This window comes from Testudinibacter sp. P17/SS/0325 (genome assembly GCF_053570765.1).
In genome coordinates this window covers 923936-947663 of the sequence record NZ_CM131635.1, presented here as the reverse complement: position 1 = coordinate 947663, position 23728 = coordinate 923936, and the positions used below count along the sequence as shown (strand labels likewise).

General features: G+C 44.6%; 26 protein-coding genes and 1 pseudogene. 14 read left to right on the top strand and 13 right to left on the bottom strand.

The window, feature by feature from the left end; all coding sequences use genetic code 11:
- Window positions 1-79 precede the first annotated feature (79 nt).
- Both ACWA50_RS04490 and ACWA50_RS04485 read right to left on the bottom strand, forming a co-directional pair.
- Entirely contained in the window at window positions 80-1048 is a 969-nt protein-coding gene (locus ACWA50_RS04490; protein WP_431054119.1) for an FUSC family protein, read from the bottom strand.
- Window positions 1035-1706: an MliC family protein gene (locus ACWA50_RS04485; protein ID WP_431054118.1), complete on the bottom strand. Its 672-nt coding sequence runs from the start codon at window positions 1704-1706 to the stop codon at window positions 1035-1037. Before ACWA50_RS04485 ends, ACWA50_RS04490 begins: the two co-directional genes overlap by 14 nt.
- Window positions 1707-1865: 159 nt before the next feature.
- On the opposite strand from ACWA50_RS04485, the gene def reads away from it, so the two are divergent.
- The 5 genes from def (at window position 1866) to mscL (ending at window position 6764) form a co-directional block, all read left to right on the top strand.
- Window positions 1866-2378 (top strand): peptide deformylase, encoded by a 513-nt coding sequence (gene def, locus ACWA50_RS04480; protein WP_431054117.1) that lies wholly within the window; start codon window positions 1866-1868, stop codon window positions 2376-2378.
- A 148-nt stretch (window positions 2379-2526) separates the two neighbouring features.
- A complete protein-coding gene (gene fmt, locus ACWA50_RS04475) occupies window positions 2527-3486 on the top strand; it encodes a methionyl-tRNA formyltransferase (RefSeq protein ID WP_431054116.1) in 960 nt (319 codons plus the stop codon).
- Between the two features lie 12 nt (window positions 3487-3498).
- Entirely contained in the window at window positions 3499-4806 is a 1308-nt protein-coding gene (rsmB, locus tag ACWA50_RS04470) for a 16S rRNA (cytosine(967)-C(5))-methyltransferase RsmB (RefSeq protein WP_431054115.1), read from the top strand.
- Window positions 4807-4822: 16 nt separating this feature from the next.
- Window positions 4823-6199 carry a Trk system potassium transporter TrkA gene (gene trkA, locus ACWA50_RS04465; RefSeq protein WP_431054114.1) on the top strand — a complete coding sequence of 459 codons (1377 nt, stop codon included), beginning with the start codon at window positions 4823-4825 and terminating at the stop codon, window positions 6197-6199.
- 166 nt (window positions 6200-6365) lie between these two features.
- A complete protein-coding gene (gene mscL / locus ACWA50_RS04460) occupies window positions 6366-6764 on the top strand; it encodes a large-conductance mechanosensitive channel protein MscL (protein WP_431054113.1) in 399 nt (132 codons plus the stop codon).
- 58 nt (window positions 6765-6822) lie between these two features.
- Here mscL and ACWA50_RS04455 read toward each other — a convergent pair.
- A pseudogene (locus ACWA50_RS04455) lies at window positions 6823-8149 on the bottom strand (IS3 family transposase).
- A gap of 403 nt (window positions 8150-8552) precedes the next feature.
- Between ACWA50_RS04455 and ACWA50_RS04450 the strand changes: the two are divergent.
- Complete coding sequence (locus ACWA50_RS04450) at window positions 8553-9740, top strand: aspartyl protease family protein (RefSeq protein WP_431054112.1); 1188 nt, start codon at window positions 8553-8555, stop codon at window positions 9738-9740.
- Window positions 9741-9785: 45 nt separating this feature from the next.
- Here ACWA50_RS04450 and ACWA50_RS04445 read toward each other — a convergent pair whose 3' ends face one another.
- Window positions 9786-10460, bottom strand: coding sequence for an ArsR/SmtB family transcription factor (locus ACWA50_RS04445; protein WP_431054111.1), 675 nt, complete (start codon window positions 10458-10460; stop codon window positions 9786-9788).
- Window positions 10461-10558: 98 nt separating this feature from the next.
- Here ACWA50_RS04445 and ACWA50_RS04440 point away from each other — a divergent pair, with 98 nt between their 5' ends.
- Together ACWA50_RS04440 and greB are read left to right on the top strand one after the other, a co-directional pair.
- Entirely contained in the window at window positions 10559-11749 is a 1191-nt protein-coding gene (locus tag ACWA50_RS04440) for an MFS transporter (RefSeq protein WP_431054110.1), read from the top strand.
- A gap of 34 nt (window positions 11750-11783) precedes the next feature.
- Complete coding sequence (gene greB, locus ACWA50_RS04435) at window positions 11784-12263, top strand: transcription elongation factor GreB (protein ID WP_431054109.1); 480 nt, start codon at window positions 11784-11786, stop codon at window positions 12261-12263.
- Here greB and ACWA50_RS04430 read toward each other — a convergent pair.
- The 8 genes from ACWA50_RS04430 to radC all read right to left on the bottom strand — a co-directional run bounded on the left by ACWA50_RS04430 (window position 12260) and on the right by radC (window position 16792).
- Entirely contained in the window at window positions 12260-12724 is a 465-nt protein-coding gene (locus ACWA50_RS04430) for a SoxR reducing system RseC family protein (protein WP_431054108.1), read from the bottom strand. The two genes, greB and ACWA50_RS04430, sit on opposite strands and share 4 nt — an antisense overlap.
- A 2-nt stretch (window positions 12725-12726) precedes the next feature.
- Window positions 12727-13728, bottom strand: coding sequence for a MucB/RseB C-terminal domain-containing protein (locus ACWA50_RS04425; RefSeq protein WP_431054107.1), 1002 nt, complete (start codon window positions 13726-13728; stop codon window positions 12727-12729).
- A 72-nt stretch (window positions 13729-13800) separates the two neighbouring features.
- On the bottom strand, window positions 13801-14370 hold the full coding sequence (locus tag ACWA50_RS04420; protein ID WP_431054106.1) for a sigma-E factor negative regulatory protein: 570 nt from the start codon (window positions 14368-14370) through the stop codon (window positions 13801-13803).
- Window positions 14371-14418: 48 nt separating this feature from the next.
- On the bottom strand, window positions 14419-14991 hold the full coding sequence (rpoE, locus tag ACWA50_RS04415) for an RNA polymerase sigma factor RpoE (protein WP_431054105.1): 573 nt from the start codon (window positions 14989-14991) through the stop codon (window positions 14419-14421).
- A 128-nt stretch (window positions 14992-15119) separates the two neighbouring features.
- Complete coding sequence (locus tag ACWA50_RS04410; protein ID WP_431054104.1) at window positions 15120-15371, bottom strand: FAD assembly factor SdhE; 252 nt, start codon at window positions 15369-15371, stop codon at window positions 15120-15122.
- 136 nt (window positions 15372-15507) lie between these two features.
- Entirely contained in the window at window positions 15508-15678 is a 171-nt protein-coding gene (gene rpmG, locus ACWA50_RS04405; RefSeq protein WP_034615495.1) for a 50S ribosomal protein L33, read from the bottom strand.
- An 11-nt stretch (window positions 15679-15689) separates the two neighbouring features.
- Window positions 15690-15926 (bottom strand): 50S ribosomal protein L28, encoded by a 237-nt coding sequence (rpmB, locus tag ACWA50_RS04400; RefSeq protein ID WP_431054103.1) that lies wholly within the window; start codon window positions 15924-15926, stop codon window positions 15690-15692.
- 209 nt (window positions 15927-16135) lie between these two features.
- Window positions 16136-16792: a RadC family protein gene (radC, locus tag ACWA50_RS04395; protein ID WP_431054102.1), complete on the bottom strand. Its 657-nt coding sequence runs from the start codon at window positions 16790-16792 to the stop codon at window positions 16136-16138.
- 208 nt (window positions 16793-17000) lie between these two features.
- Between radC and coaBC the strand changes: the two genes are divergently transcribed.
- The 6 genes from coaBC to ACWA50_RS04365 all read left to right on the top strand — a co-directional run bounded on the left by coaBC (window position 17001) and on the right by ACWA50_RS04365 (window position 21146).
- On the top strand, window positions 17001-18227 hold the full coding sequence (gene coaBC, locus ACWA50_RS04390; protein ID WP_431054101.1) for a bifunctional phosphopantothenoylcysteine decarboxylase/phosphopantothenate--cysteine ligase CoaBC: 1227 nt from the start codon (window positions 17001-17003) through the stop codon (window positions 18225-18227).
- Window positions 18228-18246: 19 nt separating this feature from the next.
- A complete protein-coding gene (gene dut / locus ACWA50_RS04385) occupies window positions 18247-18702 on the top strand; it encodes a dUTP diphosphatase (protein WP_431054100.1) in 456 nt (151 codons plus the stop codon).
- A 4-nt stretch (window positions 18703-18706) separates the two neighbouring features.
- A complete protein-coding gene (gene slmA / locus ACWA50_RS04380; RefSeq protein ID WP_431054099.1) occupies window positions 18707-19330 on the top strand; it encodes a nucleoid occlusion factor SlmA in 624 nt (207 codons plus the stop codon).
- A 7-nt stretch (window positions 19331-19337) separates the two neighbouring features.
- Window positions 19338-19562 carry a YheU family protein gene (locus ACWA50_RS04375; protein WP_431054098.1) on the top strand — a complete coding sequence of 75 codons (225 nt, stop codon included), beginning with the start codon at window positions 19338-19340 and terminating at the stop codon, window positions 19560-19562.
- Window positions 19563-19603: 41 nt separating this feature from the next.
- The gene (gene crp / locus ACWA50_RS04370; protein ID WP_431054097.1) at window positions 19604-20248 is read left to right on the top strand and encodes a cAMP-activated global transcriptional regulator CRP; all 645 of its coding nucleotides are present in this window, start codon (window positions 19604-19606) and stop codon (window positions 20246-20248) included.
- 136 nt (window positions 20249-20384) lie between these two features.
- Complete coding sequence (locus tag ACWA50_RS04365; protein ID WP_431054096.1) at window positions 20385-21146, top strand: class I SAM-dependent methyltransferase; 762 nt, start codon at window positions 20385-20387, stop codon at window positions 21144-21146.
- 65 nt (window positions 21147-21211) lie between these two features.
- Here the strand turns inward: ACWA50_RS04365 and ACWA50_RS04360 are convergent, their stop codons facing one another.
- Window positions 21212-23521 (bottom strand): beta strand repeat-containing protein, encoded by a 2310-nt coding sequence (locus tag ACWA50_RS04360; protein WP_431054095.1) that lies wholly within the window; start codon window positions 23519-23521, stop codon window positions 21212-21214.
- Window positions 23522-23728: the final 207 nt, after the last annotated feature.

The window sequence follows — 23728 nt, the reverse complement described above, 5'->3', positions numbered from 1 at the left end:
ACGGTGAGTGATTTTCTCAAACCTCACCGTTTTTGCCTTATCACACAGATTATTTTTGGAATGGGGATCGCAAAATCCGTTAAAGCCGAAACAGTTTCGCCATTGCTATTGCAATAGCACCGCCGAGTAAGGTGGCGATAAGGCGATGTTCGGTGGTGGCAATCGGATCGCCATGACCGAGCGCAATCAACAATACAATGGTGGCAGAGACCATAAAACTGAACAGCCCATAGTGCGCCCGTTGCATTGCCAATGCGCCGGCAACGGTTAAAAGCAGAAAAAAGACCAATATCGGCAAGTTATCGTGAAAAGCATAAATCAGCAAAGTTGCCACCACACAGCCGAGCAATGTACCGATTAAACGGTTAATACCGCGTGTGAGCGTGGCTTGTGCAACCGGACGGAGAATCAAAAATGCCGACATCGGCGCCCAGTAGTCATTTTTTAAACCGAAATATTGCGCACTGTATAAGGCTGCGGCAACGGCAAGAGCGATCGCCACCACAAAGCGCCAAGATTGATTCTTGGCAATCGGCGGACTATCGGGCAGTGGTGCGGCATTTTTCGGGCTTAAATGCGCAAACAACATCGTACAGCCGATTTGCAACAGCCCGCCAAACAACACCGCCAGTGCGCGTAAAGCGGCGTGTTCGCTGTGGTTTGGGTAGTAACCGGCAATCATAAACGCCACGCCGACCTGCAACATCACCCACCATAAACTGTTGTCGTAACTTGCCAACGCGGCACAGGCGGCGGCTAAAAGTGCGGTTAAGATCAGCATTAACGGCGGATGAAAGCCGGCTATCGAGCCGATAAAGGCGGCAACCGCCATGCCCAACACCGCCGCCAACATCGCGCCCCAACGCCGTTTGCCCAAGGTGCGCGCGGCACCAAAGGCAACTGAAAACGCGGCACCCAACATCACCATCAACTGCGTGCCATTGAATATGCCGCTGAGGGTCAGAACTAAAATAATACCCGGCACGCCTAAAAAGGCTTCACGCCAATAAATTGCGCCGCACCACGCGGAAATATCATTCTTCCACACAATCACTCAACACCGGTTTATCATCTTGCTCCAAGAAGGCGCTGTTGCCTTTGGTGTAAAGTTTATAGGCATGATGTTGATCAATCGAGGCGTAATTGGCGCCGGATGCCATCGGCATAATGTTCATCGGGATCATCTCGCCGCCCTGATTAATCACGGCATAATTTACATCAGGAGCGTTCATATACACTACTTCCAATACCTTGTTATCTTTACAGCTGTACCGTTGTTTGTATATGGCACTGTCGCTTTGCGGTGATTGCGCCGCCGGCGTATTTTTCGCGCCGCTGTTTTCAATCGTAATCGTCAAGGAATACGGCGATTGCGCGCCACGGCGGGCAAAGGTGCGCATTTGCAGTACCCGCACTTCATATTTACCACTTTGCGGCAGCACATAATTGTCTCCGGCAACGAAATTATCTTGTCCGAACAGCACCACTTCGGCGTGCGCCTTGGTGTCCAAATCCACTTTCAGTACTTGCCCTTGTTTGGCGGTGAAGAAATAGCTGTCATACTCGCTGCCTTTGATTTTGCCACTGTAAGTCGCGGCAGTTTGTCCTTTTTTAAACTGCACTTGCGTATCGGCCGCATACGCCGTCGACAAGCCGGCGAAAAGTGCGGTTGCGGTTAACAGCGCAATAAATGTTTTTTTAAACATAATCATTCCCCTTAATAAAATTCCCTTTAATAAAATAACTGCTTAGTTTAGACCACAGCAAATGCGATTGGTTGTCAAAGCAAGCGGATATTTCTTTATCGCGTAAAAATCGCTACAATAACCGATTAACTATAACACAAACAAAATAGAGAAACGATTATGAGCATTTTAGCGGTTGTCAAATATCCTGATGAGCGGCTGCGCACCAAAGCCGTACCGGTGGCGGAGGTGAACGATGAAATCCGCCGGATTATTGACGATATGTTCGACACCATGTACCACGACGAAGGTATCGGCTTGGCGGCGACACAGGTGGATATTCATCAACAAATCATTACCATTGATATCGAAGGCGATAAACAAAATCAGATTGTGTTGATTAATCCCGAAGTGCTTGCCGCTTCCGGCGAAACCGGGATTGAAGAAGGCTGTTTGTCGATTCCCGGCTGTCGCGGGCTTGTGCCGCGCAAGGAAAAAATCACGGTCAAAGCCTTGGATCGCCACGGCAAAGAATTCACCCTTGAAGCCGACGAACTGCTGGCAATCTGCATTCAGCATGAAATCGATCACCTCAACGGCGTGCTGTTTGTCGATTATTTATCGCCGCTGAAACGGGATCGCATTCGACAAAAAATGGAAAAACAAAACCGTTTAGCCGCGAAAGCAAAATAAGCCGAACCTCTCGCTTGAGAGGTTCAGGCTGATGACAAAGTCCCTTTCTCTAATCATTTCTCTCCCTCCGTATACGGAGGGAGAGAAGTAAGTTTGTCAGCAATCTCAACCTCTCATTTTTTTCTCTATTTTGAGGAGTGCATAACCGATGAGCAAACCATTAAATATTATCTTTGCCGGCACGCCGGAATTCGCAGCACAGCATTTGCAAGCCTTACTCGACAGCCGCCATAATGTGATCGCAGTGTATACCCAACCGGACAAACCGGCCGGGCGCGGTAAAAAATTGCAGCCAAGTGCGGTCAAACAACTGGCGCAACGGCATAACTTGCCGGTTTACCAGCCGAAATCGTTGCGTAACGCCGAAGCACAACGGCAACTTGCCGCACTGAATGCCGATGTGATGGTGGTGGTGGCATACGGTCTGCTGCTGCCGCAAGCGGTATTGGACGCACCGCGCTTAGGCTGTTTGAACGTGCACGGTTCATTGTTACCACGTTGGCGTGGCGCAGCGCCGATTCAAAGAGCGGTCTGGGCAGGCGATTCGGAAAGCGGCGTCACCATTATGCAGATGGATCTTGGCCTCGACACCGGCGATATGCTGCACAAAGTCCGTTGCCCGTTGGCGGCTGACGAAACGTCCGCCTCGTTGTACCATAAACTGGCACGGCTTGCGCCGCCCGCATTGTTGGCGGTATTAGATAATTTGGACAACGGACAGTTCACGCCGGAAAAGCAGGACGAAAACAGCAGCAACTATGCGCAAAAGTTAAGCAAAGAAGAGGCCAAACTGGATTGGCAACTGCCGGCGGCACAATTGGAACGCTGTATCCGTGCCTTTAACCCGTGGCCGATCAGCTATTTTGTCACCGAAGATGAAAAACGGCAGCCGCAAACGATCAAAGTCTATCAAGCCAATGTGCTGCCGCATGTGGATCAACCGGCGGGTACGATTTTGGCGGCGGACAAACACGGCATTCAAATTGCCACCGCCGACGGCGTGTTAAACCTGACCCAATTGCAACCGGCAGGCAAAAAGCCGATGTCCGCGCAGGATCTGCTCAACTCGCGCCGTGAGTGGTTTACGCTCAACCGCACTTTGGTTTAATTAGGCTTAATTATGAATAAAATCAAAACATCCCAATCCCTTTCCGCCCGCGCCGCGGCGGCGCAGATTTTACTGCAAGTGCTCGATCAGGGTAAATCGTTGTCGGCGCTGTTACCGGAAGCCGCAAACCACGTGAAAGCGCAAGATCTGCCGTTGCTGCAAGCGATCTGTTTCGGCGTATGCCGCACTTTGCCGCGCTTAGAGCGGATTATCGGCTTATTGGTGCAAAAACCGCTGAAAGGCAAAACCCGAATTGTACATTGTCTGCTGTTGGTCGGCTTGTATCAATTGCTGTATCTGCGCATTCCGTCGCATGCCGCGGTTGATGAAGTGGTGAACGCCGGCAAGAGCCTGAAAGCCGATGGTTTCCGGTCGTTGTTAAATGGCGTTCTGCGCCGCTTTTTGCGTGAACAAGACGCCATTTTGGCGGTGGTGGATAAGCATTGGCAAACCCTGCACCCGGAATGGCTGGTTAATCGCTTAAAACAAGATTACCCGGAGCAATGGCGTGAGATTGTCGAAGCCAATAATCAACAACCGCCGATGTGGCTGCGGGTGAATCAACGGCATTGTTCAAGCCAAGATTATGTACGGTTGCTGAATGCACAAGGCATTGCCGCCGAAAGCGGTACGCCGGATTGCGCCATTCGTTTGCAAAGTGCGGTCGGGGTGAAACAGCTACCGCACTTTGAGCAAGGTTGGGTGACGGTACAAGACAGCCACGCACAATGGGCGGCGTTACTGCTCGATCCACAAAACGGTGAAACAGTGCTCGATGCCTGTGCCGCGCCGGGCGGCAAAACCACCCATATTTTAGAGCGTGCGCCGCAAGCCAAGGTGATGGCGTTGGACATTGAAGCCGGCCGTTTGCAACGGGTGAAAGACAATCTACGGCGGCTAAACCAACAGGCGGAAATTGTGTGCGGCGACGCGTCACAGCCGCAACAATGGCTCGCCGACGGGGTGCAGTTTGATCGGATTTTGCTTGACGCGCCTTGCTCGGCAACCGGCGTGATCCGTCGCCACCCGGATATTAAATGGTTACGTCAGGCACAAGATATTGACGGACTGAGCCAACTGCAACAACAGATTCTGACCGCACTTTGGGCTCGCTTAAAAGTCGGCGGCACCTTGGTTTATGCCACCTGTTCGGTTCTGAAACAAGAAAATCAGCAACAAATCGAGGCGTTTTTGGCACAACATCGCAACGCAAAACTAGAGGTGATTTTCGGGCAGCCTGAGGCAAGCGGGCGGCAATTTTTACCGCAAGCCGATGGCGGCGACGGTTTTTATTATGCTAAATTAAGCAAAACAGCATAAAACAAGAGAAACAGGTATGAAAATCATCATTCTCGGTGCCGGGCAAGTCGGCGGCACGCTGGCGGAAAATTTGGTCAGCGAAGATAACGATATTACCGTGATTGACAGCAACCAAGAACGGTTAAATACGTTGCAAGATAAATTCGACCTGCGCGTCATTCTCGGCAACGGTTCGTCACCGCGCGTGTTGCGCGAAGCCGGCGCGGCCGATGCCGATATGTTGGTGGCGGTTACCAGTTCCGATGAGAACAATATGGTCGCCTGTCAAATCGCTTACACCCTATTCGGCACGCCGAGCAAAATTGCGCGTATTCGCGAAAACGAATATATCCGCGAGAAAGAGAAGCTATTCCAAGCCGATGTGATCCCGATTGACCATATTATCGCACCGGAAAAATTGGTGATTGATGACATTGCCCGTTTAATTGATTATCCCGGCGCGTTGCAAATCGCCCATTTTGCCGACGGGCGGATTAGCTTGGTCGCCGTCAAAGCCTACTACGGCGGTCCGTTGGTCGGTTATGCCATTTCGGCACTGAAAGAGCATTTACCGCACTTGGACGCGCGCATTGTTTCGATTACCCGTCAGGAGCGTTATATCCGCCCGCAAGCCTCGACCATTATCGAAGCCGGTGACGAAGTGGTGTTTATCTGTGCCACGCCGTATATCCGTGCGGTGATGAGTGAATTGCAACGTTTGGAACGCCCGTATCGGCGGGTGATGATTATCGGCGGCGGCAATATCGGCGCAGGTCTTGCCAAATACCTGGAAGATCGCTGCCGCGTCAAACTGATTGAACGCAATCCGCAACGGGCGGAGCAATTAGCGGAAAAATTGTCGAAAACCATGGTGTTTGCCGGCGACGCTTCCGATCAAGCGCTGTTGTTTGAAGAACATATTGAAAATATTGATGTGTTTATTGCGCTCACCAGCGACGACGAAGCCAATATTATGGCGGCACTGTTGGCAAAACGGCTGGGTGCGACCAAAGCAATGGTGCTGATTCAACGGATTGCCTATTTAAATCTGATTCAAGGCGGCACCATTGACATCGGTTTTTCCCCGCAACAAGCCACCATTTCCGCCCTGCTCGGACACGTGCGCAAAGGCGACGTGCGCAATGTGGCGACGCTACGCAAAGGTAATGCCGAAGCGATTGAAATCGTGGCACACGGTGACCGCGACACCTCGCATATTGTCGGGCGTAAAATCAGCGAATTAAAACTGCCAAGCGGCTGTACCATCGGCGCAATTTTACGTAATGAGCAAGTGATAATCGCCGGTAATCATTTAATCATCGAAGACAACGATCATGTCGTGTTGTTCCTAAACGATAAAAAGCAAGTGCCGGAAATCGAAAAACTATTCCAACCGACGCCGTTCTTTATTTGATATTTAAAAGTTATTCATTTTTCGATAAAAATCGATTTGTAATTTAAAATGTAAAATTTAAAAAATATAACTTTACATCTGACAAAGGATAACTATAATACGCAGCTATATTGTTTTGATTAACTTTTATACAATTTATTTTTATATTTCAATAGAGGATTTGGTTATGAGTATGCTCAAAGAATTTCGTGAATTCGCCATGCGCGGTAATGTGGTCGATATGGCTGTCGGTGTGATCATCGGCGGTGCATTCGGTAAAATCGTCAGCTCTTTGGTTGGCGACGTGGTTATGCCGGTTTTGGGCATTTTCACCGGCGGCGTGGATTTCAAAGATATGCATATCGTGTTACAGCAAGCGGTCGGCGAAACCCCGGCTGTCACCTTAAACTACGGCGCATTTATCCAAAATGTGTTTGACTTTATCATCGTTGCCTTCGCCATCTTTATGATGATCAAAGCGTTGAACAAATTAAAACGCGAACAACCGCCTGCAGAAGAAGCGCCGGCCGAACCTTCGACCGAAGAAAAATTATTGACTGAAATCCGTGATTTATTGAAAAAATAATCACTAAACCAGCTAAAAAAACGCCTCGACATGATCTGACCCCAAAAAGTTGGACTGCTTAATGAACGGATTGAGTTCGATATTGTATCGGGCTTAATCCTTTTAATCTTACTTGAATTCGTTCAGTATTGTAATACTGCATATATTGATGAATAGCCTGCTCAATGTCATCTGCCGTATCAAATTGCCGAACATAAAAACATTCTGTCTTCAGCCTGCCGAAAAACTTTCCATTGCGCCATTATCTAAGCAGTTTCCCTTTCTTGACATACTGATTTGAATTTGATTATCTGCCAATATCTTGCGATAAGACGGCATTTGATACTGCCGGCCTTGGTCTGAATGTAATATCGGCGTTGCCTCCTTCGGGAGCTTATTCACGGCTTGTCGCAACATCTGCTCAACCGGCGCCCGGTTTGGACGACGACCAAGTTGATAGGCAATCACTTCATTATTAAATAAGTCTAAAATCGGCGATAAATACACTTTATTGCCGTCTTTCGCTTTGAATTCAGTGACATCGGTCACTAACTTCTCGTAAGCATTTTCCGCCGTAAAATGACGTACTAACAGATTATCAGCAATTCGACCCACTTCACCTCTGTAAGAACAATATTTCCGTTTTTTCCTCCCTTTCACCTGTAAGCCCATAATCTGAATCAAACGTTGCACCTTTTTGTGATTGACCGTACCGAGTGCCAATGTCACTCGGCGATAGCCATACTGTGGATTCTCTCGTTTAATTTGACGGATTTCCGCTTTTAAATCGGCCTCTTTATCTGTCTTCGGTTGTTGATGGTAAAAGTAAGTGCTTCGGGCTAACTTAATGATATCTAATAATAAATTAAGCGGAAAATCACCGCTTAAGGCTTTAACAATTTCTGCCTTTCGGCTTCGTCTTTCAGGGATAACTCTATCGACTTTTTTAGAATAGCCACCTCCGCGCGTAAACGCAGATTCTCTTGTTCGAGTTCTTCTAAACCCGTCAGTGGTTTTGTCTGTTTTTTGGGTTTCTTGGGTTTATTCACGGTTGGTCGTCCTTTGGGTTTATCAATCAGTCCATTTATGCCAAATTTTTTGAACCGTTGCAACCATTGATAAACAACACTGCCGTTTGATACGCCCAATTTCAGTGCAATTTGGTCAAAGGTCAGTTCGGTGTGTTGTATATATTCAATGGCTTTCAGTTTATCTTCAAGCCTATATTTTCGTGGTATATGTAGGACGGCTAGCCCATCAAGACCGGAATACTGATATTGTGCAACCCAGTGACGAATACAGCGTGGTGCAACTTGAAGGTGTTTTGATGTTTGACTGAGAGATTGAGCATGTTGAAAGTAATATTCAACTGTGTGTTGTTTAAATGCTTGGGTATATTTAGTCATAAAAATCTGCACCTTAGTCAGTTAGTTTTGCAGTCCAACTTTTGGGGTGCAGATCACTTTTTTTGCGGGGATTTTAGGTATTGTTTATCACTAATCTGAGCTGATTTTTTGAACATCTATAGATAAAACAGAGAGTTAAACGACAAAACTTTAATTGTTGAAAGATAATTTTGTGAACAGGCTCACTGAAATAAAAATTAATATCAATAACAATTAATCGCTTCTTAAGAGCATGCTGGCTAGTTTTATCATAGGAAGATAATTATAACCATAAAGAACTATCGTTATCTTGATAGTTTAATTATTATCTAAATCTAGAAGGATATAGTATGAAAATATTAAGCTTAAACGAATACACACAAATTTCTGGTGGTTGGGGTAGTTTTAAAATATGGTGGATATAATGAAAAAATTACTTGGCAAGATTCATATGAAAGATGATATGAAAATTTTAATTAAATTCTTATTTAGTATACTGGTTATGGTACCTATACTATCCAAAGCAAATGATAAACTAATATATAGTTCTGATTTTAAAAGTGAATATTATTTATATGATGTCTCTATTAACCAAAAAAAATACCGTTTTATGCTTGATACAGGGAGTGGCTTCACAGTTTTAGATACAAAAATTGCTGATGAAGTCAGCAAAAAAATTACAGAGCAAGACTATTATTTGCCAGTAACCAAATTAATATCTGCACATAATCATAAAAATGATATACAATACTACCATAGTCCAACAATATTTTTAGGGCAAGAGCAAATTTATACAAGTGCAGTTATTGCATTAGATCTTAGTCATCTTGAAGCCGTTCTTGGGGAAAAAATTGATGGTATTTTAGGTATTGATGTTTTTAACCAGTTTATTTGGGAAGTGGATAATCATAATGGTAAGTTGAATATTTATAAAGATAAAAAGATTAAGAAAGATTATAAAAATGTTATAAGCTATAGAGCAGACGACTATCCTTATTTTAAATTATATAAAAAGAATAAGTCTAAAGATCTGAATAAACAGTGGATTACATTACATTTTGCATTAGATACGGGAGCAGTCAACTCATCTCTTGATCCTATTATCAAAAATCATATAATAGTGAATAACTATAATAATAAAAACTTAATAAGAAACTCAGTTGATTTTATGAATAAAACAGAATTTTCTGACTTGGTTTTTGTACAGGATTTAGAATTTGGTAATGAGCCACCGATTAAAAGGATGAATTTTATTTATAGTAAGATAAATAAAAATCTATTAGGTCTTGATTTCTTTGATCGGTTTGATAGATTTATCTTTTATCCTTTTAAGCAAAAGTTTTACTATAACGAAATGTCATCTAATTCTGACCCAGAGCCACGACGAATGATTGGTGTTAAAAATAATGATGGGTTAATTGAGCTTGTATATAATGATCAAATTTATTTAAACTCTTTTGGTTTGGAAAATGGTGATGTTATTGAGCTAGTCAATAATAAAAAATATACATCTCAAGAAATTCATTTGGTTAGAAAAATCCTTAATTTATCTAAAGACGTGCATTTAAAAGTAAAGCGCGGGGATAAAATATTATTTCTTATATTAGACTAAGCGATATAGTGTTATAGATTAAACAATTAATATAACCAATCTTATTCAACTATCCCAATCAATTCCAAACTGTTGTACAAGTGCGGTTCTGCCCAGTGGGGTGATATGTAATATTCTGCTGTCTCTTTGTTTTACAACCCATTGTTGTTTAACAAAATATTCTGCGAGTAGTGTGCCTAAATGCCCTGCGAGGTGAGGAGTTCTTTCGCTCCAGTCAAGGCATTTGACTGCCATTTTACGTTTAACCTTTTGTCCCGATTGTAAAATTTCGGCTTGTTGTAGCCATTTATAACCAAGAGCGGTAATTTGCACCTCTTTATTGTCACTAGTGCTTTGAATATATTGCAAATGATGTAATTTTTGATACAGTGCCACGCCTAATTTTCCGGCAAGATGATTGTAGCAAAAACGTGCTTGACACATCGCTTCTTGCGGCAATTTTCGTTTCACTTTCACCGTTGGCGCAAGATAGAGCATGGTTTCAAGAATTTGTGCCACTTCTTCATTTGCTAAAGCAAAATATTTAAACCGCCCTTGTGGAAAACAGCTAATTAATTGACTATCAAGTAAAATTTTTAAATGCGCTGTTGCTGCCGCAGGTTGAATATCGGCACTGTATGCCAACTCTTTAGCAGTAAAATACCGCCCTTCAAGCATTAGTAATAACATGGATAAACGAATTTTATTGCCTAACGCGCTAGCTATTTGATTTATTGCCATCTTTTTATCACCGTTTAAAACTTTCTTAACTGTTTCGATTTGAACAAAACGCTTGTCATTATTAATCTTAGTTTTTTACTGATTATAAAACAAAATGTATGAACAAACTCACATTATCTTATTTTCACAGCAGTTTAGGTTTTTGGCTTACTTCGTTTTTAATTCCATTGATGGTGCTGGATCTGACGGGTTCAGCCTTAACGGTTTCTGTTTCCTACGCGCTGAATATTGTGCCTTATCTGTTGCTTACTCCGTTTTCTGGCGTGCTGGGCGATTGGCTTAACCGAAAAAAATTGATTATGTGGTGTGAATTGCTATGTGCGATTTGTGCATTATGCCTGTTTATTGCTATCGGCATTGAACAAAATATCACTATTCTGCTGTTCTTTGGGTTTTTAATTTCATCGCTTTCGGCATTTCACCACCCGATTTTTCAAGCCATTATTCCCGATCTGTTTGCGAAAGAAAAAATACAGCACGTTAATGCCAATATCGGTATGATTGATAGCTTGGTTGGGATTATTGCGCCGGCTTTATTAGGCATTATTTTGTTGAGTGTCGAGAAGAATAGTTTACTGTTATTTATTGCTTTTTGCTATTTAATTTCTTTTATTTCCATTGGCTTAATTGCCTATCAACCGCACTTGCAAAAAGCAACGATATCGATACAAGGAATTTTTACTGCGTTTTATGAGGGCGTGCACTATGTTTATCAACAAACGGAATTGCGCAATATTGCGATACTGTTTTTCTTTATTAATATCGGCATACGCTTGATTTTTCCAAATTTAATTTGGATTTATTCCCATCAATTTAACCTTGCCGAACAAGATCTCTCTTTTCTATTTATTTTAATCGGTTTTGGCGCAGTGATTGGGGCAAAAATAGGCGGTGTTATTATTGGGAAATTCAGTGATATTACGATTATTGCTACGGCTTCGTTGATTATCGGTTTGTGTAGTTTGAGCTTAATTTTTGCACCAAGTGCGGTAACCCATGCCTTATTTTGGGCATTATCCTCATTGGTACAATCCGTTATTGTGGTGACCTTTTTCACTTATCGACAAAAAGTGACCGCACCTTTTATTTTAAGCCGTGTCATTGCGGTCACTCGGCTTATTTCCTATTTCGCCATTCCGATAGCGGCATTATCCGGCGGTTGGATTGTTCAGTATTTTAATAGCACAATGCCGATTTATCTTGCCAGTGGTTTCATTATTTTTATGAGTTTAGCCGTTTTTCTGCGTATTCATCAGCGCGTTAAAAAGCCGATTAAAACTGTGTTATGATGGGCGCACGATAAAATAATTGGCAATATCAACAATGGCAAAATCAAATTATATTACACGCAACGGCTGGAATACGCTTGATCAAGAACTGAAATTTCTTTGGCGTGAGGAACGCCCAAAAGTCACACAGGCGGTTTCCGAGGCGGCGGCGTTGGGCGATCGCAGTGAAAATGCGGAATATATTTACGGCAAACGCCGTTTGCGCGAAATTGACCGCCGCGTGCGATTTTTAAGCAAGCGTTTGGATGTATTGCAAATCGTCGATTATCACCCAAAGCAAGAGGGCAAGGTGTTTTTCGGCGCTTGGGTTGAACTGGAAGATCCGGCGGGCGAGGTGAAACAGTACCGCATTGTCGGCTGTGATGAATTTGATCCGCATAAAAACTGGATTTCGATTGACTCACCGGTGGCGCGCGCCTTAATCGGCAAAGCGGTTGATGATGAAATCAAGGTGCACACCCCGTCCGGCGAGGCGTTTTGGTATATCAATAAGATTTGGTATCAGGCGGATTAAGCCAAAGTGCGGTCTGGGTTATTATTTAACGTTCGTAGAAAAATCGGTTGATACAGCGCTTGGCGGCTTAAGCGCGCACCGATTTTTTTGATAGCGACAAAGGCAAGTGCGGTCATCGCCACTATGAACAGTGCAAGCAACAACTCATTTTCTACATACAGCGAACCGATCAAGGTGGAAAGCAAAAGTGCGGTCAGCGGCACGATATACAACAGCAGCGCCGATAAAATCATCGATTTTTCCTGCAAGCCGATTTCGATCAGATCGCCTTTTTGCAACCGCTCCGGCACGGCAAGCTCAACTAGCAAGCTGCCTTCGTTTTTACTGCCGTTCAGTTCCGACAGCGCCGCCGCACCGCAACCGGCTTGCGCGGCGCAACCACTGCAACCTTTTTTGGTTTCACAGCGCACACTGGCAATGCCGTTGCGATAATCCAGTACCCGTGCAGTTTCGACTAACATGTTTAGTTTGCTCCGGTATCAAAGCGCAGATCTTTCACAATTTGTTTAGCCGTGAGCAACGGAATTTGCCCGATTAGCGTAACCTCACGGTTACCCTGGGTTTCGCTGTAAATGGTGTTGCCCGCCTGCTGCCAATAATTTTCACCGAGCTGATCACGAATATCATGATTGATATATAAATTGAATGAGAACAGCCCGTCACTGAACATTGCACTTTCCAACGAACCGATCTCGGTTTCATAGCGCTCATGCTTGACCAATTCAAATCCCGGCGGCAGCCAGGTCAGCGTCCAGGTCGGCTGTGCTTCCGCTTCCCCTTGCACACTGATCAGCGGCGGCAGGTTCAGCTGTTGCAATAAGCCGATCAGACTATGCGCATTACTGCTTTGTTGCAAATCAATCACACGGAATTGCTCCAGCAATTCGCCGTTGCGATCCAACATATCGCTGCGCAACAACAGCTTACTCTGCTCTTCCAACCACAGGACATACTGATAGCGGAAGCCGTCTTTCGGTAGCAGGCGAATCACTTGCGCGATCCGATCCGCCACCCGGGTTTTACCGGCATCGATAAAATCATAATAGTGTTGCAAGCGTTGATAATCCGCATAAGCCACATTCGGAATATTATCCAGAATATGGCTGCCGCGAATACTGAACGGCTGATAACCGCCGCCGTAGTAGCTGATAATTTCATCGCGCTGGATAATTTCCTGCTGCACCCCGTCCAGCGCCGAAAGTTGCGCATAGTGGCGCTGATTGGAAAAAACGTGACGGTATTGGTAACTGTTGACTTGGGAAGGTAAAATCTGAATGAACGACATTTCATAATTACTGCTGCGCCACGCTTGCGTCATCTGCTGCAGCTGCGCTAACAAGCTATGGCGCGGCGCGGTATCTTGCGACGGTGACAGCGGCATATTTTGTTCAGACTGCACCTCTGCCGCCAGCGGCAACGGTAACATTACTGTCAATAACATCAGTAATTTTAATGGCTTCATCATTCGTGTAAACTCAAAACGGCTAAAACAAATTCACCACCGAACGGTGGTGAAAAATTTTTGACAACAACAGACTTATTCATGTGTCGCAGAAGCACTCAGCGGCTGACTGGTACGGCGCTGCAATTCATAATTTTGCAACATCATATTAATTCGTTTGCTTTGCTGTTCCATTTGCGCTTGGGTCGGCACTTCCTGACTCGGCGCATTATAACTCACTTGTTGGATACTATCGGTAAACGGCAGGGTTTGCAGCACCGGATTTTCCGCAATCACCACGCCGCTCTCGCTTTGCAGGTAGGATTGCACCCCGAATACCGCCACTAAGCAAACACTGGCGGCAACCGCCACTTGGGTGAACGGACTAAGCCAATTTTTCAATTTTTGCATTAACGGTAATGCCGCAGCCTGTGGCGACACTGGTTGCAGTGCCGCTTGCAGGGTTGGCTCTGCTTCAATTAAACTTGCCATTTTTGCGGTAAAGTCCGCGTCTAAGAACACCGACGTTTCTTGACGGACTACACTGCGAACCAAATGGTAGCGATTCCATGCTTGCTGAAGTTCTTCATCTTGACACAGGGTATCAAGCAAATGATCGTTTTGATATTCCCCGTCCAGATAAGCTGAAAGTAACTCTTTTTGCATTTTAATCTACTCCGCTATTTCTTTGATTTAATCCAATAGGTCTTCATATTAATGAATCAGAGGTGAAATTTTACCATCGATAATTTCGCGCGCCCTGAAAATCCGCGAACGAACCGTTCCGACCGGGCAATCCATAATCTCAGCAATTTCTTCGTAACTCAATCCCTCTAACTCCCTCAATGTAATTGAGGTTTTTAATTCTTCCGGTAGGGCGGCAATGGTTTCGAATACCACCTTTTTCAATTCCGCCGACAACATCAAGTTTTCCGGGGTGTCTACGTTTCTTAAATTATCACCCGCATCATAGGTTTCCGCATCTTCCGCCTGAATATCTTCGCTGGGCGGACGCCGCCCTTGCGCGGTAAGATAATTTTTCGCCGTATTCACCGCAATCCGGTACAGCCATGTATAAAATGCGCTGTCGCCGCGAAACAGTTCCAAAGAGCGGTAAGCCTTGATAAAGGTTTCCTGTACCACATCCGGGATATCGTTCGGCGAAATATAGCGCGTCAATAACCCGGCAACTTTATTCTGATGGCGTGCGACCAACAAATTAAATGCTTTTTTATCCCCTTGCTGTGCCTTTTCTACCAGAGCCTGATCTGTTAGTTGTTCACTCATCAGAAGTGAATCTCCTTACCTCATAGTACGCTAACAATCCAATTGCAATGACAGCAGGTCGGTCTAATGAATTAGAGTGCGGCATTTTTTAAAAGTTCAATTTTTATAAAAATTATCTTAATTATTTCTTAATTTTTGCTTAAATGGGCTTGAATCAACTTCACCATCTCATCCAGCGCGGGAGTCGGTGCGGTTTGCTGGTTCATCAGCCACCGGAACAACTCGGGATCGCTATAGTCCAATAATTCGACAAACGTTGCCTTTTGCGCCTCGGACAGTTGTGCGAAACAGTTTTGGTAAAACGGCATAATCATAAAATCCAGCTCCAACATCCCGCGCCGACACGCCCACGCCAGTTTTAATTGATTGTATTCGCTCATGTTTCGCCCCTTTTTTCTCTGACCGCACTTTATAGCCCTGCTTTATTCGAATGCGGCAAATCATACCATATTTAATCCGAATCACAGGCATAAAAAAACCCGATCTTAAATCGGGCTTTTTCGTTAGTAACAAAAATTACTTAATTTTTGCTTCTTTATAAATAACGTGCTTGCGAACAACAGGATCATATTTTTTGATCTCCATTTTCTCAGGCATATTACGTTTGTTTTTGGTTGTAGTGTAGAAATGACCTGTTTCAGCAGTAGAAACCAGTTTGATTTTCTCACGTGCGCCTTTGCTTGCCATAATTCAGATCCTTAGAATTTTTCGCCTTTGGCACGCAAGTCAGCTAACACTGCATCGATGCCTTTTTTATCAATAATACGCATACCTTTCGCAGTTAAGCGCAAAGTTACGAAACGGTTTTCACTTTCAACCCAGAAACGGTGGGTGTGAAGGTTAGGTAAGAAACGACGACGAGTCGCGTTCATTGCGTGCGAACGGTTGTTGCCAACTGCCGGACGCTTGCCTGTGACTTGACAGACTCTAGACATGGTTAATTCTCCAATAAAACTTAATTAGCTCGAGCTTCGTGGTTCGGATCCCGCTAGCGGTAACCTCGTCAGGTACATAACCCGACCCACGCCAATATTAAAGGTGGAGGATTATACCATTTTTTTATCACGACTCAAGCAGAAAAACCGATTAAATTGTATTTTTCTCCGACAAAGGATCGTTGACGGGATCATTGATCCGCTTCGTTTTATAGCCAGCCCAGCTCGCAAAAAGAACGGTAACAACCGTGCCCGATCACAAAATGATCCAACACCCGCACGTCGATCAACTCACAGGCGCGTTGGATCTTGCGCGTGATGTCGCGATCAGCGTCGCTTGGTTCAGCGATACCGGACGGATGATTATGCGCCAAAATCAATGCCGCCGCGTTGCAGTCAAGTGCGGTTTTGACAATCTCGCGCGGGTGGATATAGGCGCTGTTGATACTGCCGAGAAACATCTGTTCTTGCTTAATCAGGCGGTGCTGGCTGTCCAAAAACAGCACCAGAAACACTTCGCGTTGGCGCTGCTCCAGCTCGCTTTGCAAGTATAACCGCACGTTATCCGAATCATTAAACTGAATTTGATACTGTAACTCCTGCTGTAGATAGCGTCTTGTCATCTCTTTGCTCGCCTGTAATTGGATAAATTGGGTCACGCCCAAGCCTCTCATTCGGCAAAATGCCTGTTGATCGGCGTTCAACAAGCGTCGCAACGAGCCGAAATGTTGCAGCACCTGCTGTGCCAGTTCCATCACCGGACAGCCTTTAATCCCGGTGCGTAAAAATATTGCCAATAGTTCCTGATCGGATAAAGCTTCGCAGCCATATTGCAACAACTTTTCCCGCGGCATTAACTCATTCATTTTCTTTATTTTTTCCTTTAACTTATTTTCTATCACAATGGCTGAAAAGGGGCAAAAAGAGAACCGGCGCACAGAATTTTTGCGATCTGGAATCCAAATTTTAATTTTTAACGTTTTTTGCCACGTTACACTCGCGAACAATTAGCCGAAGGCGAAAAATTACAGTAAAATAAATGCGCAAAATCGAGCGAATTTAACAGGGAATAACATGCACAGTCTGAACGGAAAACATCTTGTCATCGGCATTAGCGGCGGCATTGCCGCGTATAAAAGCATTGAGCTGATCCGCCTGCTGCGCAAAGCGAATGCGGAAGTGCGGGTGGTGTTGACCAAGGCGGCGAGCCATTTTATCACGCCCCTGACCTTGCAGGCGATTTCCGGCAATCCGGTCGCCGATTCCCTGCTCGATCCGCAAGCCGAATTGTCAATGGGGCATATTGAGTTGGCAAAATGGGCGGATCTGATCGTCATCGCACCAACAACGGCGGATCTTGCTGCGCGATTGGCAACGGGCATGGCGAATGATTTACTGACTACAGTTTGTTTGGCGACCAACGCACCGATTTTACTCGCGCCGGCAATGAACCAACAAATGTATCGCCAAACAGTGGTACAGCAGAATCTCAATATGTTACAACAACGTGGCGTTCAGCTGATCGGTCCGAATTCCGGCGAACAGGCGTGCGGCGATGTCGGCGCAGGGCGCATGTCCGAACCGAGCGAAATTTTTGCCGAAATTGCGAAGCTATGCCAAGTGCGGTCGGCACAGCCGTTTGCCGGTTTGAACGTGGCGATTACCGCCGGCCCGACCCGCGAGGCGATTGATCCGGTGCGGTTTATTAGCAACCACAGCTCCGGCAAAATGGGCTTTGCACTGGCACGCGCCTTTGCCGAGCAAGGGGCGGAAGTCAGTTTGATTGCCGGACCGGTTAATCTGCCGACACCGCAAAATGTGCAACGTTATGATGTGGAATCGGCACAACAAATGCACGATCTCACCCTTTCCCTTGCGCCTCGGCAAGATATTGTGATCGGCTGCGCGGCAGTCGCCGATTACCGCATGCAAACGGTTGCTGCGCAAAAAATCAAAAAAACCGACGACAGCGATCAAATGCTGTTAAAACTGGTGAAAAATCCGGATATTATTGCCGCGGTGGCAGCGTTATCGGACAACCGTCCTTTTGTGGTCGGTTTCGCCGCCGAAACCCAAGCGGTGGAAGAATATGCACTGAAAAAATTACACGCTAAAAATCTGGATATGATTTGCGCCAACGATGTTGCCGCGCAGGGACAAGGCTTTAACAGCGAACAAAACGCCCTGAGCGTGTTATGGAAAACCGGGCAGCAACAGTTACCGCTCACGGATAAATACCGTTTAAGTCAGCAACTGGCAGACTTAATCGTGCAACAATACCGCCTTACTCAAACGGCTTAATAACGAGAAGATAAAACCCATGAAAAAAATCGACGTTAAAATTTTAGATCCGCGTATCGGCAGCGAATTTCCGTTGCCGAGTTATGCCACCCCCGGCTCAGCCGGTTTGGATCTGCGTGCTTTGTTAGAACAGCGGCTCACTCTGAATCCGGGCGAAACCAAGCTGATTCCGACCGGCTTATCAATTCACGTTGCCGATCCCAATCTGGCGGCGGTAATTTTACCCCGCTCCGGTTTAGGACATAAAAACGGTATCGTGCTAGGTAATTTAGTCGGCTTAATCGACTCCGATTACCAAGGTCCGTTGATGGTCTCGCTGTGGAACCGCGGCAAAGAACCGTTCACGGTGGAAGTCGGTGACCGCATTGCCCAGTTGGTATTTGTGCCGGTGGTGCAAGCCGAGTTTAATCTGGTGACGGAATTCGAACAAAGCGAACGCGGTGCAGGCGGCTTCGGGCATTCGGGAAAAAGCTGATTCGATGAGTAACACAGTCAAAACCCCGGCAATAAACAGCGAAAAACGCAGCATTAAAGAACGGCGTAAGCAAGTGCTAACGGTACTGTCACATCTGTTGCATTCGGAAAAAGGCATGGAACGGATCACCACCGCCCGTTTGGCAGCGGAAGTGGGCGTATCCGAAGCCGCACTTTACCGCTACTATCCGAGTAAAACCAAAATGTTCGAAGCGCTGATCGATCTGATCGAAGAGAATTTACTCCACCGTATCAAACAATCGATCAAAAACGATACCGATACTGTGACACGCATTCACAATATTATGCAGATGATTCTGGATTTTGCGCGCAAAAACCCGGGCATGACGCGGGTGTTAAGCGGGCATGCTTTGATGTTTGAAGATCCGGCGCTCAAAGTGCGGATCGTCAAATTTTTCGACGGGCTGGAACTCCAGTTTAACAATATTCTGCAAATGCAGCGTCTGCGCGGCGGTAAAGCCTTTGCCATTGACGAAAAAGTGATTGCCGCCCATTTGGTTACCTTTTGTGAAGGGCAGTTTTTACGCTATGTGCGCACTAATTTCCGCCGCAGTAGCCACGCCGAATTTACGCAACAATGGCCGCTATTTGCGTCCTTGCTAAAATAGGGTTACTATGCTGATTCCTTGGCAAGAATTAAATGCGCAAACCCTTGAGAATATTCTCGAGTCTTTTATTTTGCGCGAAGGCACCGATTACGGTGTTACCGAACTCACGCTGGCGCAAAAAAAAGAACGACTGAGGCGCCAATTAGAAACAGACAATGCGGTACTGGTGTGGTCTGAATTGCACCAGTCAATTGATATAAAAGATAAGAGAGTATTTTTACAAGGCAAATAAACCGCCTAAAATTACGGTCGCCATAGTTAAAAGAGGTATCTATGCAAGAGCAATTCACAACAAAACCAACTTCACCGGATCCAACGCTGGAATGGTTTCTTTCTCATTGTCATATCCACAAATATCCCGCAAAAAGTACCTTAATCCATGCCGGCGAAAAAGCGGAAACCCTGTATTATCTGATCAAAGGCACGGTGTCGGTCTCGATTAAAGATGAAGACGGCAAAGAGATGATCCTCTCCTATCTCAATCAAGGGGATTTCGTCGGCGAAATCGGCTTGTTCGAAGAAGAAAGCGAACGCACCGCTTGGGTTCGCGCCAAAACCACCTGTGAAGTGGCGGAAATTTCTTATAAAAAATTCCGTCAATTGATTCAAATTAACCCGGAAGTATTGATGTATCTTTCCGAACAATTGGCAAGACGCTTACAGCACACCTCGAAGCAAGTCAGCAATCTGGCGTTTCTGGACGTGACCGGACGTATCGCACAAACCTTACTTAATCTGGCGAAAATGCCGGAGGCGATGACCCACCCGGACGGCATGCAAATCAAAATCACCCGTCAGGAAATCGGGCAAATCGTAGGTTGTTCGCGCGAAACCGTCGGCAGAATTCTAAAAATGTTGGAAGATCAAAACCTGATCTCCGCCCACGGCAAAACCATTGTGGTGTATGGCACGCGTTAATTGAATTGCTTTTCTATCAATGCCTCTGTTCGAGGCATTTTTTCCGCCTCAAAAATAATAATAATTTCTATTTGTAAAACAAACCGCACTTCTTTATGATAAGCCTTATTTGCAATATATCTTTAAGGCAATCAGTATGAAAAAAGACGAAGTCGGACATAACTTCCTCGCCCGTTTGGGCAAAACCCGTCTGCGCCCGGGCGGACGGCGCGCCACCGAATGGCTGATTGAACGCGGCAATTTCAGTGCGGAAACGCAAGTGTTGGAAGTGGCGTGCAATATGGCGACCACTGCAATCGGTTTGGCAAAACAATACGGCTGCCAAATCGAGGGGATTGATTTGGACGAGCAGGCATTGATTAAAGCCGAAGCCAATATTCAGCGCCACGGCTTGCAGAATAAAATCCATGTGCGCCGTGCCAATGCTACCAAATTGCCGTTTGTCGACAACCGTTTTGATGTGGTGATTAACGAAGCGATGTTGACCATGCTGCCGTTGGAAGCAAAACGCAAAGCAATCAGTGAGTATTTTCGCGTGCTGAAACCGGGCGGCGTTCTGCTGACTCATGATGTAATGCTAACGCGTGATAAAGATCCTGAAATATTGGAAAAACTACGCCATGCGATTAATATTAGCGTCACACCGTTAAGTCAACATAATTGGTTGGAGTTATTCCGTGAGTGCGGTTTTGCCCGCTGTGAGTCGATTCATGCCCGCATGACCCTGCTGTCACCGAAAGGCATAATTTATGATGAAGGTATAAATGGCACACTAAAAATTATACGCAACGCACTGAAAAAACAAAATTTTCCGACCTTTAAGAAAATGTTCAAGCTGTTTAATGATCCGCAACAGCGACTGAATTTTATCGCAGTGGCGAGTTACAAGCCCGAATAACCCTGCCCAGACCGCACTTTTATTGCTAAAAGTGCGGTTTGAGGTTAGTTAACGTGGGTTATCGGTTAGATAACGATAATACCGGTTTGGATATAAACATCGTTAGATGTATCTGTTCCTGCTGTTGAATGGTGGTAAATATCATAGCTTACGCCATCTACATTGGTTGTACTTCCTTTAGTCCAACGACCTGTGCCATCATTGAGGTTGCTACTGCCTACAGAATCATTATTCCAATTATTCTGACCTAAATCGACTTTACTTCCAGCCACACCTCTAATATACAGTGGACCATCATTAGTCGTATCACGCAGCAAATCAGAATAACGGATATCAACCGAGTTACCTGGATTTTTCATTTCAATCACTTCAAAGCCTTTGAATTGTGATGAACCTAAATTCGTTGGATTATTGGTACTACCAGTATGCGTATTGGTGATAGTCGTCAAGATCAAGGTATCTTTACCTTCACCACCGTCGATCGGATTTGTACTCGAAATAGTTGTACCGCCCCAAGTGACAATATCATCACCGGCACCCATTGAGATGGTTGGATTTCCAGCACCAACTCCCAATTGGGATTTAATCGTTAATGAATCATTGCCGCTACCGAAAGTAATACTTGAAGCATTATTTACACCTTCCGTAGTCAGAACGTTATTACCATCACCCATATTAATCTGTGTACCGCTTTGTACAATGCCTTTAATGGTTACGGTATCATCACCGTTACCCATATTAATTGTAGAGTTATCGACGTAACTTCCAACAGTCATCTCATCATTTCCACCTCCAAGATAAATTTTTGAGTTAGTTACCGTCGTTCCGACAGTAACAATATCAATACCATTATCCGCACCATCATCTTTAAGATTCGGCGCTGTTTCTGTATCATATTGATACTTATTATCAATTAAATACCCTGTTGATGTTACCTTTCCTCCAATCACTATAGATGATGTAATATCTTTATCAATATTTAATTTATCATTTCCAGCACCTAAGATAATGATACTATCCTCTCGCAATGTACCCGCTTCAGAAAGACCTGTATTTGTTTCTTTACCATCCAAACTCTGATCTGCTTTCAGTGCAATACCAGTATCTGTTAGAGAAACTATGTCATCACCTTCTCCCATATTAATAATGGTTTTATCAGCAACAATGCCCCCTTGTAAAATCAGCGTATCGTTTCCAGCTCCCGTTAATATAGTTGCATTTTGAATATCATCACGATCATTAAAAATACTAGAAAAATCCCCTACAATAATAGTATCGTTTCCATCTCCTGAAGTAACCCAACTTCTGTTAGTTCCTCCAATAATATCATTACCAATCAGTAAAGTATTATTACCATTTCCAAGAGCAATCCCGCCGTCCATATTGTTACTGCCCACACTTTGAGAAAGTTTGACATAATCATCACCTTCTAAAGTAGAAAGTACAGCACCTCTTTCGATATTTCCTTCCCCTAATCCCGTTACAGCGCTACCATTTTCGTTATACCCCACCAAAACCTTATCTTCATTATTACTCGTAAACTGGTAGCTTTGATTGTTAGTATCCTGAGAAAAATTCTGCCCGGATGAATCAACACCGTTAGTATTATTGTATAAATGTGGGATTGCCAACACATTATTCACGGTGAAATCGACGGTAATCGCATATGATTTCAAATTGGTTTGATCGACCGCAATAATGTTATAATTGTCAAACTGATTTGTGGACGTTTCATAATCATTGCTGTCAACTTGGCTGAGTTTACTGTTTGTGCTGATTAACGCGCCACCACCGGATACCGTCAAATAAATCTCGCCTTTTGTATTAATCGCATATTTACCGTCTTCACTTCTGGCACTCATAGCGCCATTAGTGTGAACAAATAAATATTCTTTGATTTTATTATCCTCATCTGTCGCAGCGATTGTTGCGATCGGATTTTTGATTAAATGATTTTCAAAATACTTGAATGAAGCTGTTGCTTGACTAAATACCGGCTGGAACAACACATTAGTTTCAACTTGCGTTATCTTGCCGTTAGTGTCATGAGCAATCAATTTTGAACCGAAAAGCAAAAACTTTTTCTCAATTGTCACTTCACCGCTTTTAGGATCAACCGATAATCCGCTCGGTTTGCTATTTTGTATTCTATCGCTCCTGATCCATTGGTTCTCTACATTTTTTGTCAGTATCACTGTTTGCGCTTCGCCTTGGCTATCCGTCAACTGAATCTTCAATTCCGTTGAATTTTGCTGTGACGGCGCAATCTTCAGTGCGCCATTCATCGCCCAAATTCTCGGCATATCTGTCGGTTGATTTTCGGCAAACGATTTCAAACATAAATTTTTATTATTTGCCATTCTATTCACTGGCATAGTCGGCTCTCCTGTTTCATTGTTAATCATTTATGCAAAAACATTCAAAATAATAACCAATAGTTATAATTTTGAATTGGAATTAAAATTATCAGGTTTTAGCGACAATAACCGCAGGTTTTACATAAAAGATCATTACCATCAATAAAATAGACAGCCGGAACTTTCCATATACAACATATCAATAATCTTTGATTATTTTTTTGT